We start from the raw sequence: 14,693 nt of genomic DNA, 5'->3' as shown, positions 1-14,693 counted from the left end.
ATCCGGGCGCGTGCGCGTCCGGTGCCCGCGAGAAAGACATTACCTTGCACATCGGCCTCCAGCTACGCGACCTGCTCCGACGGGCGGGCTTCGGCGTCGTCATGACGAGGGAAACCGATATCGCGCCGGGCAACACGACCTCGGTCAACCCGGACCTCAACGAGCGCTGCCGCATCGCCAACTCCGCACGCGCCGACGTCTTCCTGTCCATCCACGTCAACGCGGGAGGCGGACACGGCGCGGAAATCTACGCTAACGGCGATGGTGGTCCGATTGCAGGGCTTGCCAAGGGCATCGTGCAGAACGTCGGCACCATCTGCGGCACCCATGGGCAGGCCGTGCGCGACGGAGGCCGGGGCGGGGCCTGCTGGCGTGTGATCACCGGCACCAACATGGACGCGATGCTCGTCGAGATCGGATTCATCGACTCCGACGACCTGGGCAAAATTCAGGCGCACATCGACGACTTCGCACCGCTTATCGCCCGCGCAATTTGCGAGTTTTACGGGGTTCCGATCCTGTCGGCCGCGCCCGCTTCGGCACCGCAGGAGCCTGAGTTGAACCCCGCAGCTGTCCAGACGGTGATCAGCGAGTTAGGCGCGCTCACCAAGACCGCTGGCGATGCGGTGGACGTCGCGTACAACTTCGCCGCGAATGCGCTCCGGCACGCCGTCGGGTTGCCGGTCACGCAGGACCTTGGAACGCCCGACCGCGACGCCGCCGAACTCGTCGCCAACAAGATTCTGGGTGATCACTGGCAAGCTGCCGTCGAACAAGACATCCGGGACTGCTACCACTTCGCCGCCGATGCTCTTCGCGCCGCCGTGTAGCACGTCGCTCAGCATCAACCTGATCTCGCGCCGGTGGCATCCGTGCTGGCGGCGAACTCAAACCCGAAAGGAAGATCGATAATGATCAACATCACCACGATCGAGCAAGCCGTAACCAACCCGACAAACGCACTGATCGTTTCCGTCATGGGGCTGCTTGGCGCGTTCCTCAAGCGGTCCACCAAACTGGACAACCGCTACATCCCTGCCGTTCTCGCCGGCGGCGGCGCGGTGCTCTCTGTACTCTGCAACTACCCGCAGATCCACAGCGTGACCAGCTTTATCGAAACAGCGTTCGCAGGAGGTCTGTACGCTGCAGTTGCCGTCGGTGGACACTCTGGTCTGCAGCATGTGTGGGATGTGGTGAAGACCCGGTATGAGGCAAACCCCGAAGCGCAGAAGGCGCTGGAAGAGTTGGCGGCTGCCGTTGAGGAGCACAACCCGGAAGAACGCCACGAGAAGTTGCACGCCGCGATCATCACCGGCGCACTCGCGATCAAGCGTGAGATCGACGATTTGAACGAGACGGAGAAGCAGCAGGTCGCGCAGTTCGTCACGGAGCACACCAAACTGTCGTGCACCCGCGACGACGTGAGCGCCGTCCTGATGTTGACCTCCGATCTCTTGGGTGTGGCGTCGCAGCATCCGGGAGTTCAGCAGATCCGCCAGCTCGCGCAAGCGATGGAGAAGGAAAAGACCCCAGCCTAGTGGCTGGGTTTATTTTTTTTTGGCGAAAATAACACTAAGAAATCCACACTAGTATTTCGAATACTAAAGCTATAAGCTGAATACTTTGGTTACGAGAGTACTGATACAAAGCGGATAAGGAGGATTCATATGCATCCACGAATAGGATCGAAGGTATTTTACAAAGAACCGGTTGAAACAGAAACCGATATTACGTTCATTGATCGAGAAGCAACTGTAACAGAAGTACATAATCCTTCATGTGTAAGTTTGGATGTGTGGGGATCAACGTCTAGATATCGTGTCGATGATGTTTATGAAGGAAACTATATTGGAGCTTGGAGTTGGAGTAGAAATTGATTTTTTAACCGCCTCTTTTGGCGGTTTTTTTATTTTATGTCAAGCAGGAATTGATAGCTATGGAAGGAAAATGATATTTTATTGCATGAAGGGTGATGTTGAATAGGGGAAGGGGATTACAAACAATGTATACAATGAAAATCTCAAGGATGACGGTAGACAAATTGGGGGTCAAACTTTACGACAAAGTATCCGCAGTAATAGCGGAGTTAGTATCAAATAGTTACGACGCAGATGCAACATGTGTTGAGGTTACTGCGCCTATGGGAATCTACCTTGCCACAAAACAACAAGGTGTATTACAAGACCACGGATTGACTATTACAGTCAAGGACAATGGTATCGGTATGACTCCAGAAGAAGTTAATGAATTCTATCTTAAGGTGGGGGCTGAAAGACGAACTGATTATCGTCGTGGAGATACATCAAAAAAATTCGGGCGAAAAGTAATGGGTCGTAAAGGTGTTGGTAAACTGGCACCGTTCGGTATTTGTAACAAAATAGAACTCATTACTTCTGGTGGTGATATCATTGAAACGGAGGATACAGAAGGAAATAAAATCATGGGTTATATCACTGCTCACCTTATACTCGATCATAATGAAATTCGAAGTGATGACGATAATGACTACAAACCGCGTATTGGACAATTGAATAATACGATTCAACCCAAAAGCGGTACGACTATCATTATGTCTGAGTTTGCTCATCGTAAAGTACCGGATATCGATGCTTTTTCTAGACAACTTGCTCAACGCTTCGGGATAAATTCATCGGATTGGTCTGTGGTCTTGAAAGATTCGAACAAAAAGGTCGGAGATGACAAGCAAGAGGTTGCTGTAGGAGAGTTCTCTGTGAAAAAAATGCGAGGAACCGAAATTAGATTTGTAGAGATATCCGATGGTAGCGGTGGAACTAGATATGCTGCACTTGACCCTGACGGAGATGAGTATTCGGATCTCAAATCATTTATCAAGTATGAAGATACAATATATCCCATAACAGGTTGGGTTGCATACTCTGAGACTCCATACAAAGACGACCTGATGGCAGGAATACGAATTTATGCTCATAAAAAAATCGCGGCTCAAACAACTGTTTTTAACAAGAAGGCTGGTTTTACTGGTGAACACACAATTCGTTCATATTTAGTTGGAGAATTACATGCTGATTTCTTGGACCTTGATGAGGACCTCATTCAGACTGACCGTAGAGATATTCTATGGTCACATGAATTAGGAAAAGCTTTTGAGCAATGGGGGCAAACGTTGATCAGTAAGATAGGCAAGTTGTCCAGGGAACCTATGAAAAAGAAAATACTTGAGGTATTTAAAGAGGTTTCAAAATACGAGCAAGTTATCAATACTGCATTTCCGTTGGAGGAGCAACGTGAAATAAGAGAGCAGGCAGTCACGATCGCAAAGTTGTTTGGACAAACGATACGTCAAGATGAATTAGAAGATAAAGAGCACGTGGGAAAACTGGTTGAATTAAGTTTGATTTTCGCTCCGCATGTAACCCTTGAGAATAAATTACGAGAGGCAGCTGAAGACGCCGATACTTCATTGGGTGTAATGGCTGAGATTTTAAAAACTGCACGTGTGGCTGAATTGTCTTCCTTTGGTAAGATTGCCGATGACCGAATTCGTGTAATTAACAAGATCGAGCAATTAAAAGATACTCCAGGCACTCTGGAGCAAGAATTTCAAGAGTTGATTCAAAGTGCTCCATGGTTAATTGATCCGCAATGGGCACCAATTACCGCGAATCAAACCTTTACAACTTTGAAACGAGAATTCCAAAAATTTTATAGAGATGCAACCGGTGAGGAGATAAATCTCGAAGCATTCCCTGATCCAAACAAAAGAATGGATTTCGTGCTTTCAACGCAAGACAATTTTATTGAAATAATTGAGATAAAAAGGCCGGGGCATAACATAAAGGATGAAGAATTAAATCGTATCATAAACTACGCTGATCAAATGGAAGCTTTTTTGAACGAACCTTCGAATGCGTTGTTTAAGAAAACGTTTAATGGATACCGTATCACACTTGTTGCGGATGGGCTATCCCTTTCACCGATGGCACAAAAAGCTCTTAATGGTCTGATGAGTGATGGTTTTTTAACTCATATTAGTTGGAGGACATTCTTACTCAACACAAGAAAAATGCATGAGGCGTTTATGAATGAGGCAGAAAGGCAGAAGAGATATGGCATCAGAACTGAGTAATATATCAACGGCTGTAGATTTATTTTCTGGGGGGGGAGGATTAACAGTTGGGTTAAAGAACGCTGGGTTTTCAGTTGTATCAGCAGTAGAGCTAGAGCCAAATGCATTCAATACGTATAAAATAAATCATCCGGAGGTAAGTGTCTTTAATAAAGACATAAAAACGATTTCCGGTGATAAATTCTTGGAAGCTTCCCCTACAGGGATGGTCGATTTGGTAGCTGGTTGTCCTCCCTGCCAGGGATTTTCTAGTCTGACTTCGAAATACCGTCGTTTTGACCCAAGAAACGAACTGATATTCGAAATGTATCGTGTTATTGAACAATTAAAACCAAAGATAATTATGATGGAAAACGTTCCTGGTCTCGCTCAAAAAGGTAAAGAATTGTTTGAGGAATTTTTACGACGAATTTCGGAACTTGGATATATGTACGAGTGGCGAGTTTTACAAGTTGCTGACTACGGAGTTCCACAGACAAGGAGACGTCTAGTCTTGCTTGCTGGGAAGGGGTTTCACATCCCCTTTCCAGAACCTACACATTCTCGAACTGGCGAGAATGATCTTCCTCTTTGGCGAACTCTACGAGATGCAATTTCAGATATGCCGGAACCTGTCACATTGTCACAAACAAAGAAATTAGGAGGTCCGAAGAATGCCAAATGGCATGTCGTAAGGGATATGTCAGCACAAAACATCAAACGCCTTAAAAAAGCCATTCCGGGCGAAAGTTGGAGGAAAATCCCCAAAAAGCTTAGACCTGATTGTCACAAAGACATTGAGGCGGGATTCCCCAATGTTTATGGTCGTCTTTCTTGGGATAAGCCCTCTGGAACAATTACAGGTGGGTGTACAACACTCAGTAAAGGTAGATTTGGGCACCCGGAGGAACTTCGAACAATTTCAGTACGGGAAGCTGCACTTCTTCAGACGTTTCCACCAGACTACATTATTGACACCGACTACATGGAGAAGGCATGTATGATAGTGGGAAATGCCCTACCTTGTACTTTTGCTGAGGTCCTTGCACGTCGTTGTTTTGAGGCATTACGACAGAATGAGTAGTAAGTTGTGAAGATAAAGGGCGCCGTTTTATGGCGTCTTTTATTGTATAAAAATACTGGGGGAATAAAATTGGACCTGAATCCATACTATGGTCAAATTATCACAGCAGGTGCAGCTTTATCTGGTGCTGTATTTGGTTGGCTAGGGAGCCTATTTACAGCCATGGTAAATGCAAAGAATCAAAAAGCTCTTGAAGAAAGAAAACGAATCTGGGCCGTTGAAGACAAAATGAAGGCGGAATTTGAAGAGAAGGTATCCAAAAGATTTCGAGTTTATAACGAAATATTACGGACTGATGGCGAAAATGAGTTGATCACGTTTGAAACAGGGCTTGAGCATCCTGAAGTTTTTCATATAAAACAGTACAGAAAGACAGTTCGCCCAGTTATATATGAAAACTTTCATGTACTTTGTGATGACGTACGAAAAATTGTACGTGAGTTGGATAGGGAAATTGAAGGAATCCTTTTTGAGGAGTCATTAAGTGGAGGATATCCGGTTAGTAGTGAAAAAGCAGTCAATTTATATGTAAGTTTATTGAAGATAGTTGAGGGACAATATAAATCAAACAACTATTAGGAGAATAAAAAGACGCTCAGCCTGAGTAGGCCAAGCGTCTTTTCTCATTCTCCGCCGATCCCCACGATGTCGTCCAGCTCAACAGCCTTCATCGCTCCATCGACCGTGTACCCCTTGAGCCTGCAACTGTGATCCAACCACTTAGGAGCTATGGCGATCTCCCGGATGCCGTACTTGTGGTACACATGCAACGTGATCATCGCCCCGCGCGCCATCGCTTCTTACGCGGCCCGCTGCATCTCCTCCAACGCGCCCTCGTCAAGCGCTTGTCTCTCCTACAAACTGCTCCTGATGAAGCTCTTTCTCCAGCATCGTCTTCCTGCCCTCCGTAAGTATCATCCGATGTTCTTCCCACAATTTGTTTCCTCGTTGTATTTTGATTTTCTTTTGGTGAATGTTCGTTCCTGTGAAAAAAATCTCATTCCTCGCATATATTCAATTTGAGGGGTGATCCTTGATGAAAAAAATACAAGGGCTACTTCGCGCACTCAAAAAGGCTGGCAAGTTAATTAGTGACTTGCTCGATCTTGTCGATGAATTCCTCGACGATGAGGAATGAGTGCGTGGACTACGAATCTTCGGATTCGTAGGGTCCTTGTTATAATACAAAAATAATATAAGACGCCAATGGCAGGTTGTGCCATGGCGTCTTTTTTATGCCCAGAAATCCTCAATCTTCACTGGCTCACCAGTTAGCCTCGCAAGAGCATCCACTATCTTGACTGCGGTACTGCGGATTATCTTATTCTTCGGCAGATCAACGTTGCACAGCTTGGTCAAAGTGACGCTGCTTACCCCGCTCTCCTCAACAACTGTTTTTTGCTTTATCCCATGGGTATCCAAATAAGTCCCAAGCCTCGACCGCTCTTTCCCAAGTCCAATAGCGCATTCCTCCTTTCTGTTTGACTGAAATCAGTCTGTCCCAAAAACAAAGTGTGTAAACAATTAGCATTTTGGACAAGCGGAGGCAAATATCCTCTACCAACAGCACGGCACAGTGCCACGCGGAACAGCGCCGTACCACATCGCACGGTGCCGAACAGCACAGCATGGAGGTGGGCTTGGGTGGAACGGAAAGAGCAGTTGAAGTCCGATTTGGAGTTCCTCGGTCAGCACTGCAACCAGGTGATTGACATGATGACCGCGCTTGAACGAGAGCTCGTCCGCATCGAAGAGGGAGGGGAACGGGCATGAGTGTACGGCGGATCATCCGCAGACCTTTGGAATTCAACCTCGACACGGAACGCGACAATCTGGCGAATGAATACTGCAAACGCTTAAAAAACGTCAGCGGTTTCCTCAAAGATTTCATGGCGGAGCAAGAGCGTCAGCTCCGTGCCAAACATGCGATGCAGCAGTCCGTACAGCATGGCACCGCGCAGCACAGTGCCGCACAGCGCCACTCCGGGCAATAAAAAAAACGCGGTTCCCCGACGGTTAGAGGTCGCCTATTCAGCTCGTCGCGCCGCGCAAGCGCTTTGCAGAGAGCGTATGCGGTGCGTACCTAAAAATATGCCAAAACGAGGAGGATTTTCAGATGATCGTGAAAATTTCTGGTCGACAAGTGATGGAAGTTCATCAACTTGCAACCCAACAGCAATTGCTTGCTGAGTGCAAAGCGGCGGGCTGGAAGATTGAATGCCCGGCTCCGGCATCGCGGAACGGCACTTGGTCGGCGCATATGGCGGTTGCTGTGGCTTCGGCTGCTGCCGTGCTCGCCGCCCACCCGGCATTCGCCGCAGGAGCAAAGGAAGCAACGGCCTCTGCGCATCCGTTCGAGGACGGCATGATCCATTCGGTCCAGTACGTGATCGTAGGTCTCGTCGGGCTGTACGTCTTCAAGCGCAGTTGGTGGAGGACTGCTGCAATGGCCTCTGGATTGGTCTATGGAGCGTTCTTTTGTTCGCAGGCAGCAGCGATGCTCGTGGCGATTGTCTTTACCTGGTTGAATGGTCGTTTGACAGACTGGCTTGAAACTGTTCGATTGGCGGTGTCCTGACATGCGGCTCCTCCTCGGGTTGTTCATCGGTTTCGCTTTTGGTGCGCTCTACGGTGTGCAGTATGCGGTGCAGATTCCGGACAGCAAATTCGTGAAAGGCATCGGGCTGGCAAAACTTCTCTGGAAGGTGTGGAACTCATGAGTCGATTCCTTTCAAGCATCAAGTGCACGGACGGCGGCCTCAGTGTCGCCTTCCTCGTGCCGCCATCGCGCCGCCCTCTGGATGCGCCCGTTATGTCTGCCGTCAGCTCTTCGCTGGCTGTTGTGCAGGAAGTCGCTGTTGCGGAGGAAGCGCAGGAAGTGGCGACTATCAGCGAGGATCCGCAGAAACCCGTGCAAACCGCGCCGACATACCGCACCTTCCAACTGATCCCGCACGCAAACCTGAAAAACGAGAACATCGAGCACTTCACCCGGGTGATCGCCGACTCCTACCGCGAGCTGTGGAAGCGATGGGCGGGCGGCTTGCGGGCCGAAGACCCGGATCGGGTTTTCTTCGAAACCGTGCTGGAGCCGCAAAGCTTCCGCACCTACATAACGACGAACGCCACGCTCTATGAACAGGTCCAGCAGCACGCCCGATCCGTATGGAAGAACGTCACGCTGGCGGACGCGGCGTGCCCGGCCTCCGGGATCGAGCCGGGGCGATCTCTCTTCTTTGAGTTGAGAATGACGCGGCCGCCGTTCCTCTCGCTCAAGACTGACCGCCGGATGCAGGAAACGCCGCTCGCTGAGATCGCGGAGTTGACGCGTGGCATGTCGGTAGGAGACCGCGTAGTCATCCAATTTGGGTTTCAGGCGGCGGAATCCTCCTGGGGGCGGGACTCGGAAAAACTGCGCGATGCGGCGAAGGGCAAGAAGCGTCGCCCGAAGTGGTTGCCGGAGGAACTCAGCGCGGCGACAAAGATGAAGACAGCGTGTTACGGCTTCGACACGGTGATCCGCGTGGTCGTCACCAGCGACGACGAGCGCCGCCGTCGCTTCCTCGGCAATGGAGTGCGGTGCGCGCTGAAACAGCTCGATCAGGACAACGACCTGAAGGAGAAACGCGTTTTGTTCAAGTCCCGCTGGCTGCTCGACCTACAACGCCGACGGATCGCCGTCCCGCACCGAATGAGCAAACGCCAGATTCTGACCGGCGCGGAGATCGCGCACTTCGTGAAGCTACCGCAGCGTGCGCTTCAGGAGGAGTACCCAGTGATCGACGCGGTGACCAAGCCGGAAGTCTCCCTGCCCGACGAGTTGTTCATGTCCGACGTGCCGGGCATCGACATCGGGTCCGTCACGGAACGCGGTAAACAGCGCACGGCGCGCGTGCTGTTGAAGGCGTTTGGCAAAACGTCGCAGGAACAGGTCGACGACGTCTACTGCCTGCCTGAGTTCTGCTTTGGCGAGATGGGCTCCGGCAAGTCGTCGGAGGCGAAGCACCGGGCGTACAGCGCGATCACTGCCGGTCAGACGGTTTTCTTTTTCGATACCGCCGACGGCTCGGCCGTGCGCGAGCTGCACGACGCCTTGCCGTTGGACTACCCAGAAGAGAAGATAATCCACATTGACCTGACGAACAAAGCGTGGCCGGTCGCCCTCAGGTGGGCGTTCGATCCGAAGCACGACGAGGCAAGTGCAGATGCGGAGCTGGAGGCTGAGAAGTCCCGCGAGACAGGCCGCATGTTCCTGCGCCAATTCGTGGCCGGCATCGCGTCGGACGCGTTCACCGACCGCATGGAGCGATACTTGTCGAGCGTGTCGCGCGCGGCGGGATCGGCGCCGCTCGACATCGAGTTGGCGCTCAACAGCCCTGCGTACCGCGAGGAACTGCTGGCTCGCCCGGAAGTCTCCTCAGCGCTGGACATCGCCCTCGATTTGCAGGCGCTGCAGGACAAAGCACGGCGCGGCTCCGAAGACATCTCACGAGATGGAATCATGAGCCGCCTTCGGGCGCTTTCGTCCGACCGCTTCCGGACGAATCTCTTCTATCAAGAGCCGGCCGTTCCGCTGGACTTCCGCAAGTACGCCGACAACGCCGATGGCGGGTACGGCTACTGCGTCACGATCTACTGTGACAAGTCCTCGTTCGGCGCGGATGGCCAAGAGGCAATCATGACCTACCTACTCGCCAAGGTGCTCCTTGAGGCGGCATACAGCCGGGTAGACCTTGAGCGAGGCAAGCGCAAATCGTTCGTCGTGCTCCTCGATGAGCCGCACCGTTTTATGCGCGGCGAGATGGCAAGCAAACTCGGCGAGGACGCAGCGGTTGAGTTGCGAAAGTACCGCTGCAAGCTGGTGATGTTCGGACACAGCCGTGCACAGCTCGGGAAGCTGTGGGACTCGTTCGAGAGCGGCGGCGTGCAGGTGACCATGTACAAGAGCAAGGGCGTGTCGGCGTTCCGCGATCTCGCCGCCGTCATCGCTCCTCTGGACCCGGTGGAGGCGTGGAAGTCTCTCGGCCAGTACGAAGCCGTGGTCACCAAGAAGCTACCATCGAAGCAGGAAGTAGCGTTCATCGCCAAGATGTGCCCGCCGCCAGCAGATGTGAAAGATCGGTCAGCACGGCGCGAATCGTGCGCCCGGCAGTTTGGCCGTCCGTGGAAGGAGGTTGCCGACGAGATCCAGCGCCGTCGGATGGAGTATGCGAAGAAGGATGCGGAGTGGTACCAGCGGGAGCAAGAAGCAGCAGAGGAAGCGGAAGCAGCGCGAAAGGAACGGAGGAAGTCGGATCGGGGCGGGAGAGAAAAACAAAAAGAGAGCGCATGAGTTTGGCGCTCTCCATCGTCTCCTATATGGAACGAACGTCTTCGAGAAGTTGATCGATGTGACCTGCAACTTTCACCTTCGGATAGACCTTGGCGATGTTTCCGTCCTTGTCGATAAGGAACGTGGTGCGCTCGATGCCCATGTACTTTTTGCCGTACATGTTTTTCTCCTTCCATACCCCGTACAACTCCGCTACCTCGTGCTCCTCGTCTGCAAGGAGCAGGAACGGGAGCTCGAACTTAGAGATGAACTTGTCGTGGCTTTTCAGCGGATCAGGGCTCACTCCAAGGATGACAGTATCGGCATCGGTGAATGCGGAATGCTGGTCACGGAATGCGCACGCCTGGTTAGAGCATCCAGGAGTGTTATCCTTTGGGTAAAAGTACAGAACGACTTTTTTGCCACGCAGATCGCTCAGTTTCAAATTTTCTCCGTTGCTTGCCGGAAGGGTGAAGTCCGGTGCTTCTTGTCCAACTTCGATGGTTGCCAACTCTCTCACCTCTGGATTTATTTTCCCCTCCAGTATATCATCACTTGTGAGAAGGATACATTTTTCTACCTTTAGGACAACGCGGGACTCCCGGATGCACGACACAGGCTTGCGGCTTCCGCGATTTGCACGCGGCGTTTGCAGACCTCAACACCGTCATCCTCGGCGTCTCGCCGGACCCGGTGAAGAAACACGAGAAGTTCATCTCGAAGTACGAACTGCCGTTTATCCTGCTCGCCGACGAGGAGCACACCGTCCTCGAACAATACGGCGTCTGGAAAGAGAAGAACATGTACGGCAAAAAGTACATGGGCGTCGAGCGCACCACGTTCTTGATCGACAAGGACGGCAACATCGCCAAAATCTACCCGAAAGTCAAAGTCGCCGGGCACGTGGACCAAGTGCTGGAAGACGTGAAAGCGCTCGGGTAAGTTGGTTTTTTCTGCGACCCGCATGGATGGATGCGGGTTTTTGTTTGCGGTTTGAGATACTACGCAGGGGAAGAAGCAGTGTATCTTACAGAATGAAAGCCAAGAACATGATATCCTGTGGTCGACTGCCTATTTCGAGACACGAAGGAGGAATTTTTGTGGAAAACTTCACTTTTTATAACCCGACTCGCCTGATCTTCGGGCGCGACACGGTTGCCGAGCTGAAAAACGAAGTGCCGAAGTACGGCAAAAACGTGCTGCTCGTCTACGGCGGCGGCTCGATTCAAAAAAGCGGCCTCTACGACAAAGTCGTGAGCCAGTTGAAGGAACTGGACATCAACCTGTTCGAACTGCCGGGCGTGGAACCGAACCCGCGTCTTGCCACCGTACATAAGGGCGTTGAAATCTGCAAGCGCGAGAACATCGACTTCCTGCTCGCGGTCGGCGGCGGTTCGGTCATTGACTGCACCAAAGCGATCGCGGCGGGCGCGAAGTACGACGGCGACGCGTGGGACTTCATCTCGCACAAAGTCATGGCGACCGACGCGCTGCCGTTTGGCACCGTGTTGACGCTGGCGGCGACCGGTTCGGAAATGAACGCGGGCTCCGTCATCACGAACTGGGAAACCAAGGAGAAGCTCGGCTGGGGTTCGGAAGCGACCTACCCGCGTTTCTCGATTCTCGACCCGCAAAACACGTTCACCGTGCCGCGCAACCACACGATCTACGGCATGGTCGACATGATGGCGCACGTGTTGGAAAACTACATGTCGCACTCCCCGAACACGCCGCTGCAAGAGCGCTTCCTCGAATCGATCTTGCGCACGGTGATCGAGACCGCGCCGAAGCTGCTGGAGAATCTGGAAAGCTATGAACTTCGCGAGACGATTCTCTACAGCGGCACGATGGCGCTCAACGGCATGACCAACATGGGCATGAACGGCGACTGGGCGTCGCACAACATCGAGCACGCCGTGTCTGCGGTGTACGACATCCCGCACGGCGGGGGCCTCGCGATCCTCGTCCCGAACAAAATGAAGTACGCCGTGGAAAAAGGCGTCGGCGTCTCCCGCTTCGTGCAACTGGCGGTGCGCGTCTTCGGCGTCGACCCGGCGGGCAAGTCCGACAACGAAGTCGCGCTGGAAGGCATCGAGCGCCTGCGCGCGTTCTGGACGTCGATGGAAGCGCCGTCGCGCCTCGCCGACTACGACATCGACGATTCCCAACTCGACGTCATGGTCGAAAAAACCATGCACGCCGGCCCCTTCGGCGGTTTCCAAACCCTCGACCGTGCCGATGTGAAGCAAATCCTGCAGATGTCTCTGTAAGAACGGCCGAAACACAACGCAAAAAAGCCCCGTGCCTCTCCCGGCCGCGGGGCTTTTGGTTATTTTTGTTCAGGATTCGGCACGGAGCAATCGTGCAGCATCCGGTGCAACTGCTCGGTCACTTCCGCGGTGAACACGTCCGACTCCGGGTCGTTCTCGTAGATGCGCTTCAGTTCATACGCCGCTTCCAGCGTGTACATCTGCTCGGCAGCGCGGCGGGATTTGGCGGAGGAGACGGAATCGAGATACGGGTGGAACGCCACATACGCCAGTTCCAGACGCGGCGGGAAGTGCGTGGAGACGACCTTCTTCAGCGCGTTCAAGCAATGCCATTCGCGCCCGATCGAATCTTCCAACGCCGGATTCAACTCGCTGTTCTCGTCGACCACCGACAACGACGGAACCGCGTTCCATGTTTCCAACAAATTCATCAGATCCTGTTGTTTCTGCACGGGCAGCCGATCAAACAGATACAGCAAACGGTCATGTCTATTCATAGGTCTCGTCGAACCCCTTACATCCAAAATGTGTACCATTCACCCACCATTATAGAGAACTTTGTACAAAAAAACCATTCCTTCGCTTGCAGACACTGAATTTGTGATATCCTCTCAAGTAGACAGCATCGAAGGAGGAACTCCCATGACAGAATGGGTGGACAAAGAAAAGGTATTCAAAGACCCCGTTCACGATTACATCTACGTGTTTGATAAATTGATTTGGGATCTCATCAACACCCGTGCGTTCCAACGCCTGCGCCGCGTGCGCCAACTCGGCACCGCCTACCTGACCTATCACGGCGCGGAACACACCCGCTTCACGCACTCGCTTGGCGTCTACGAAACCATGCGGAAAATTCTCTCGCACTTTGAACGCAAATTCAGCTGGCCCGGCCCCGGCGACGACCGCACGCGCTTGCTGGCGCTGTGCGCCGCTTTGCTGCACGACATCGGCCACGGGCCTTTTTCCCATACGATTGAGAGCGTGTTCAAATTCCATCACGAAGAATTCTCCCAGCGCATCTTGCTGGAAGAACCGGAAGTGAACAAAATCCTCCGCCGCGTCGACGATCAATTTCCGCAAGACGTCGCCGACGTGATCGCCAAAAAAAGCAAGCACCCCCTCGTCGTCAACCTGATCTCCTCGCAACTCGACGTCGACCGCATGGACTACCTGCTGCGCGACGCCGTCAACACGGGAGTCACCTACGGCCGCTTCGAACTCGAACGCTTGATTCGCGTCATGCGCCCCGAAGGAGACGACATCCTCGTCAAAACCTCCGGCCAACAAACGGTTGAACAGTACATTCTCGCCCGCTATTTCATGTACTCGCAAGTCTATCTGCACCCGGTCACGCTCAGTTCCGACGTGCTGCTGCGCCATGCGTTTCTGCGCGCCAAGACGATTCACGAGCGCGGCGGAAACCTGTTCCTGCCCGCAGAACTTCAACCGTTCCTCGACAAACCGGTCGAGCAAATCACGGTCGAAGAGTACCTCCGCCTCGACGAAAGCGTGATGATGTTCACGTTCCACCGCTGGACGGAAGCGGACGACGCGATTCTGCGCGACCTCGCCGACCGCTTCATCAACCGCCGACTGTTCGGCTCGATTCTCACCCGCGAACTGAAGGAAGTCGAAAAGCAAACCGTCCGCGACATGTTCCGTGCCCAAGGGCTCAATCCGGATTACTACATCGCGTTTGGACACGCCACCGGCGCCGGGTACCACATGTACCGCCAAGGCATCACGCTGGTCGACGACGACGGAGATAAGATGGACATCGCCGACGCGTCCGCCGTCGTCCGCTCGCTGAAGCCGCTCACGCAATACCGCATCTTCTGCCCCAAGGAAGTGCTGCGCGGCGAAGGCTCGTACAAGCCGATTCGCGGCTGGCTGGAAGCTTTAAAGATTTAGCATATATTAATAGGAAGAAAGAAGGTC

At 52.8% G+C, this 14,693-nt stretch carries 16 protein-coding genes and 1 pseudogene; 13 read left to right on the top strand and 4 right to left on the bottom strand.

Going from position 1 to position 14,693, the window contains the following annotated elements; genetic code table 11:
• The 5 genes from EL26_RS24180 to EL26_RS20650 form a co-directional block, all read left to right on the top strand.
• The coding region (locus EL26_RS24180; RefSeq protein WP_052036641.1) for an N-acetylmuramoyl-L-alanine amidase family protein at positions 1–830 on the top strand (830 nt) is incomplete at its 5' end.
• Between the two features lie 81 nt (positions 831–911).
• Positions 912–1,538 carry a phage holin family protein gene (locus tag EL26_RS20665; protein ID WP_038093695.1) on the top strand — a complete coding sequence of 209 codons (627 nt, stop codon included), beginning with the start codon at positions 912–914 and terminating at the stop codon, positions 1,536–1,538.
• 464 nt (positions 1,539–2,002) lie between these two features.
• Complete coding sequence (locus EL26_RS20660; RefSeq protein ID WP_038093692.1) at positions 2,003–4,108, top strand: ATP-binding protein; 2,106 nt, start codon at positions 2,003–2,005, stop codon at positions 4,106–4,108.
• A complete protein-coding gene (locus EL26_RS24730; RefSeq protein ID WP_038093710.1) occupies positions 4,089–5,171 on the top strand; it encodes a DNA cytosine methyltransferase in 1,083 nt (360 codons plus the stop codon). Before EL26_RS20660 ends, EL26_RS24730 begins: the two co-directional genes overlap by 20 nt.
• 6 nt (positions 5,172–5,177) lie before the next feature.
• Positions 5,178–5,750: a hypothetical protein gene (locus tag EL26_RS20650; protein WP_038093689.1), complete on the top strand. Its 573-nt coding sequence runs from the start codon at positions 5,178–5,180 to the stop codon at positions 5,748–5,750.
• Positions 5,751–5,794: 44 nt separating this feature from the next.
• Here EL26_RS20650 and EL26_RS25625 read toward each other — a convergent pair whose 3' ends face one another.
• On the bottom strand, positions 5,795–5,950 hold the full coding sequence (locus EL26_RS25625) for a hypothetical protein (protein WP_161780767.1): 156 nt from the start codon (positions 5,948–5,950) through the stop codon (positions 5,795–5,797).
• Between the two features lie 865 nt (positions 5,951–6,815).
• Between EL26_RS25625 and EL26_RS26530 the strand changes: the two genes are divergently transcribed.
• From EL26_RS26530 to EL26_RS25620, 4 genes are all read left to right on the top strand, one after another.
• Positions 6,816–6,944, top strand: a complete 129-nt coding sequence (locus EL26_RS26530; RefSeq protein ID WP_274518904.1) for a hypothetical protein — start codon at positions 6,816–6,818, stop codon at positions 6,942–6,944.
• Entirely contained in the window at positions 6,941–7,165 is a 225-nt protein-coding gene (locus EL26_RS20640; RefSeq protein WP_038093685.1) for a hypothetical protein, read from the top strand. The genes EL26_RS26530 and EL26_RS20640 overlap by 4 nt, the downstream gene beginning before the upstream one ends.
• Positions 7,166–7,287: 122 nt before the next feature.
• Positions 7,288–7,749 carry a hypothetical protein gene (locus tag EL26_RS20635; RefSeq protein WP_038093683.1) on the top strand — a complete coding sequence of 154 codons (462 nt, stop codon included), beginning with the start codon at positions 7,288–7,290 and terminating at the stop codon, positions 7,747–7,749.
• A 1-nt stretch (position 7,750) separates the two neighbouring features.
• The gene (locus EL26_RS25620) at positions 7,751–7,891 is read left to right on the top strand and encodes a hypothetical protein (protein ID WP_161780766.1); all 141 of its coding nucleotides are present in this window, start codon (positions 7,751–7,753) and stop codon (positions 7,889–7,891) included.
• 11 nt (positions 7,892–7,902) lie between these two features.
• Here the strand turns inward: EL26_RS25620 and EL26_RS25105 are convergent, their stop codons facing one another.
• Entirely contained in the window at positions 7,903–8,325 is a 423-nt protein-coding gene (locus EL26_RS25105; protein ID WP_152559352.1) for a hypothetical protein, read from the bottom strand.
• Between the two features lie 87 nt (positions 8,326–8,412).
• Here EL26_RS25105 and EL26_RS20630 point away from each other — a divergent pair, with 87 nt between their 5' ends.
• On the top strand, positions 8,413–10,503 hold the full coding sequence (locus tag EL26_RS20630; RefSeq protein ID WP_152559351.1) for a type IV secretory system conjugative DNA transfer family protein: 2,091 nt from the start codon (positions 8,413–8,415) through the stop codon (positions 10,501–10,503).
• Between the two features lie 22 nt (positions 10,504–10,525).
• Here the strand turns inward: EL26_RS20630 and bcp are convergent, their stop codons facing one another.
• Positions 10,526–10,993 carry a thioredoxin-dependent thiol peroxidase gene (gene bcp / locus EL26_RS20625; protein WP_161780765.1) on the bottom strand — a complete coding sequence of 156 codons (468 nt, stop codon included), beginning with the start codon at positions 10,991–10,993 and terminating at the stop codon, positions 10,526–10,528.
• Between the two features lie 86 nt (positions 10,994–11,079).
• Here bcp and EL26_RS20620 point away from each other — a divergent pair.
• Positions 11,080–11,424 (top strand): annotated as a pseudogene (locus tag EL26_RS20620) (peroxiredoxin); the annotation flags it as partial.
• Positions 11,425–11,582: 158 nt separating this feature from the next.
• A complete protein-coding gene (locus EL26_RS20615) occupies positions 11,583–12,752 on the top strand; it encodes an iron-containing alcohol dehydrogenase (RefSeq protein WP_038093677.1) in 1,170 nt (389 codons plus the stop codon).
• A 59-nt stretch (positions 12,753–12,811) separates the two neighbouring features.
• On the opposite strand, the gene EL26_RS20610 is transcribed toward EL26_RS20615, so the two are convergent.
• Positions 12,812–13,249, bottom strand: a complete 438-nt coding sequence (locus EL26_RS20610; protein ID WP_038093675.1) for a hypothetical protein — start codon at positions 13,247–13,249, stop codon at positions 12,812–12,814.
• Between the two features lie 145 nt (positions 13,250–13,394).
• Between EL26_RS20610 and EL26_RS20605 the strand changes: the two genes are divergently transcribed.
• Positions 13,395–14,666 (top strand): HD domain-containing protein, encoded by a 1,272-nt coding sequence (locus EL26_RS20605; protein ID WP_038093673.1) that lies wholly within the window; start codon positions 13,395–13,397, stop codon positions 14,664–14,666.
• The last annotated feature ends 27 nt before the right edge of the window (positions 14,667–14,693 follow it).

Origin of the sequence: Tumebacillus flagellatus (assembly GCF_000714935.1) — a bacterium.
GTDB classification, from domain to species: Bacteria; Bacillota; Bacilli; order Tumebacillales; family Tumebacillaceae; genus Tumebacillus; species Tumebacillus flagellatus.
The sequence above is the reverse complement of the archived record's forward strand: the minus strand, read 5'-3'. Positions and strand labels throughout refer to the sequence as shown.

Excerpts from the sequence above, each read along its gene's own strand:
- EL26_RS25620 (WP_161780766.1), top strand. The coding sequence starts at position 7,751 with ATGCGGCTCCTCCTCGGGTTGTTCATCGGTTTCGCTTTTGGTGCGCTC.
- EL26_RS20635 (WP_038093683.1), top strand. The coding sequence starts at position 7,288 with ATGATCGTGAAAATTTCTGGTCGACAAGTGATGGAAGTTCATCAACTT.
- EL26_RS20665 (WP_038093695.1), top strand. The coding sequence starts at position 912 with ATGATCAACATCACCACGATCGAGCAAGCCGTAACCAACCCGACAAAC.
- EL26_RS24730 (WP_038093710.1), top strand. The coding sequence starts at position 4,089 with ATGGCATCAGAACTGAGTAATATATCAACGGCTGTAGATTTATTTTCT.
- EL26_RS20605 (WP_038093673.1), top strand. The coding sequence starts at position 13,395 with ATGACAGAATGGGTGGACAAAGAAAAGGTATTCAAAGACCCCGTTCAC.
- EL26_RS20660 (WP_038093692.1), top strand. The coding sequence starts at position 2,003 with ATGTATACAATGAAAATCTCAAGGATGACGGTAGACAAATTGGGGGTC.
- EL26_RS25625 (WP_161780767.1), bottom strand. The coding sequence starts at position 5,950 with ATGATCACGTTGCATGTGTACCACAAGTACGGCATCCGGGAGATCGCC.
- EL26_RS20610 (WP_038093675.1), bottom strand. The coding sequence starts at position 13,249 with ATGAATAGACATGACCGTTTGCTGTATCTGTTTGATCGGCTGCCCGTG.
- EL26_RS20640 (WP_038093685.1), top strand. The coding sequence starts at position 6,941 with ATGAGTGTACGGCGGATCATCCGCAGACCTTTGGAATTCAACCTCGAC.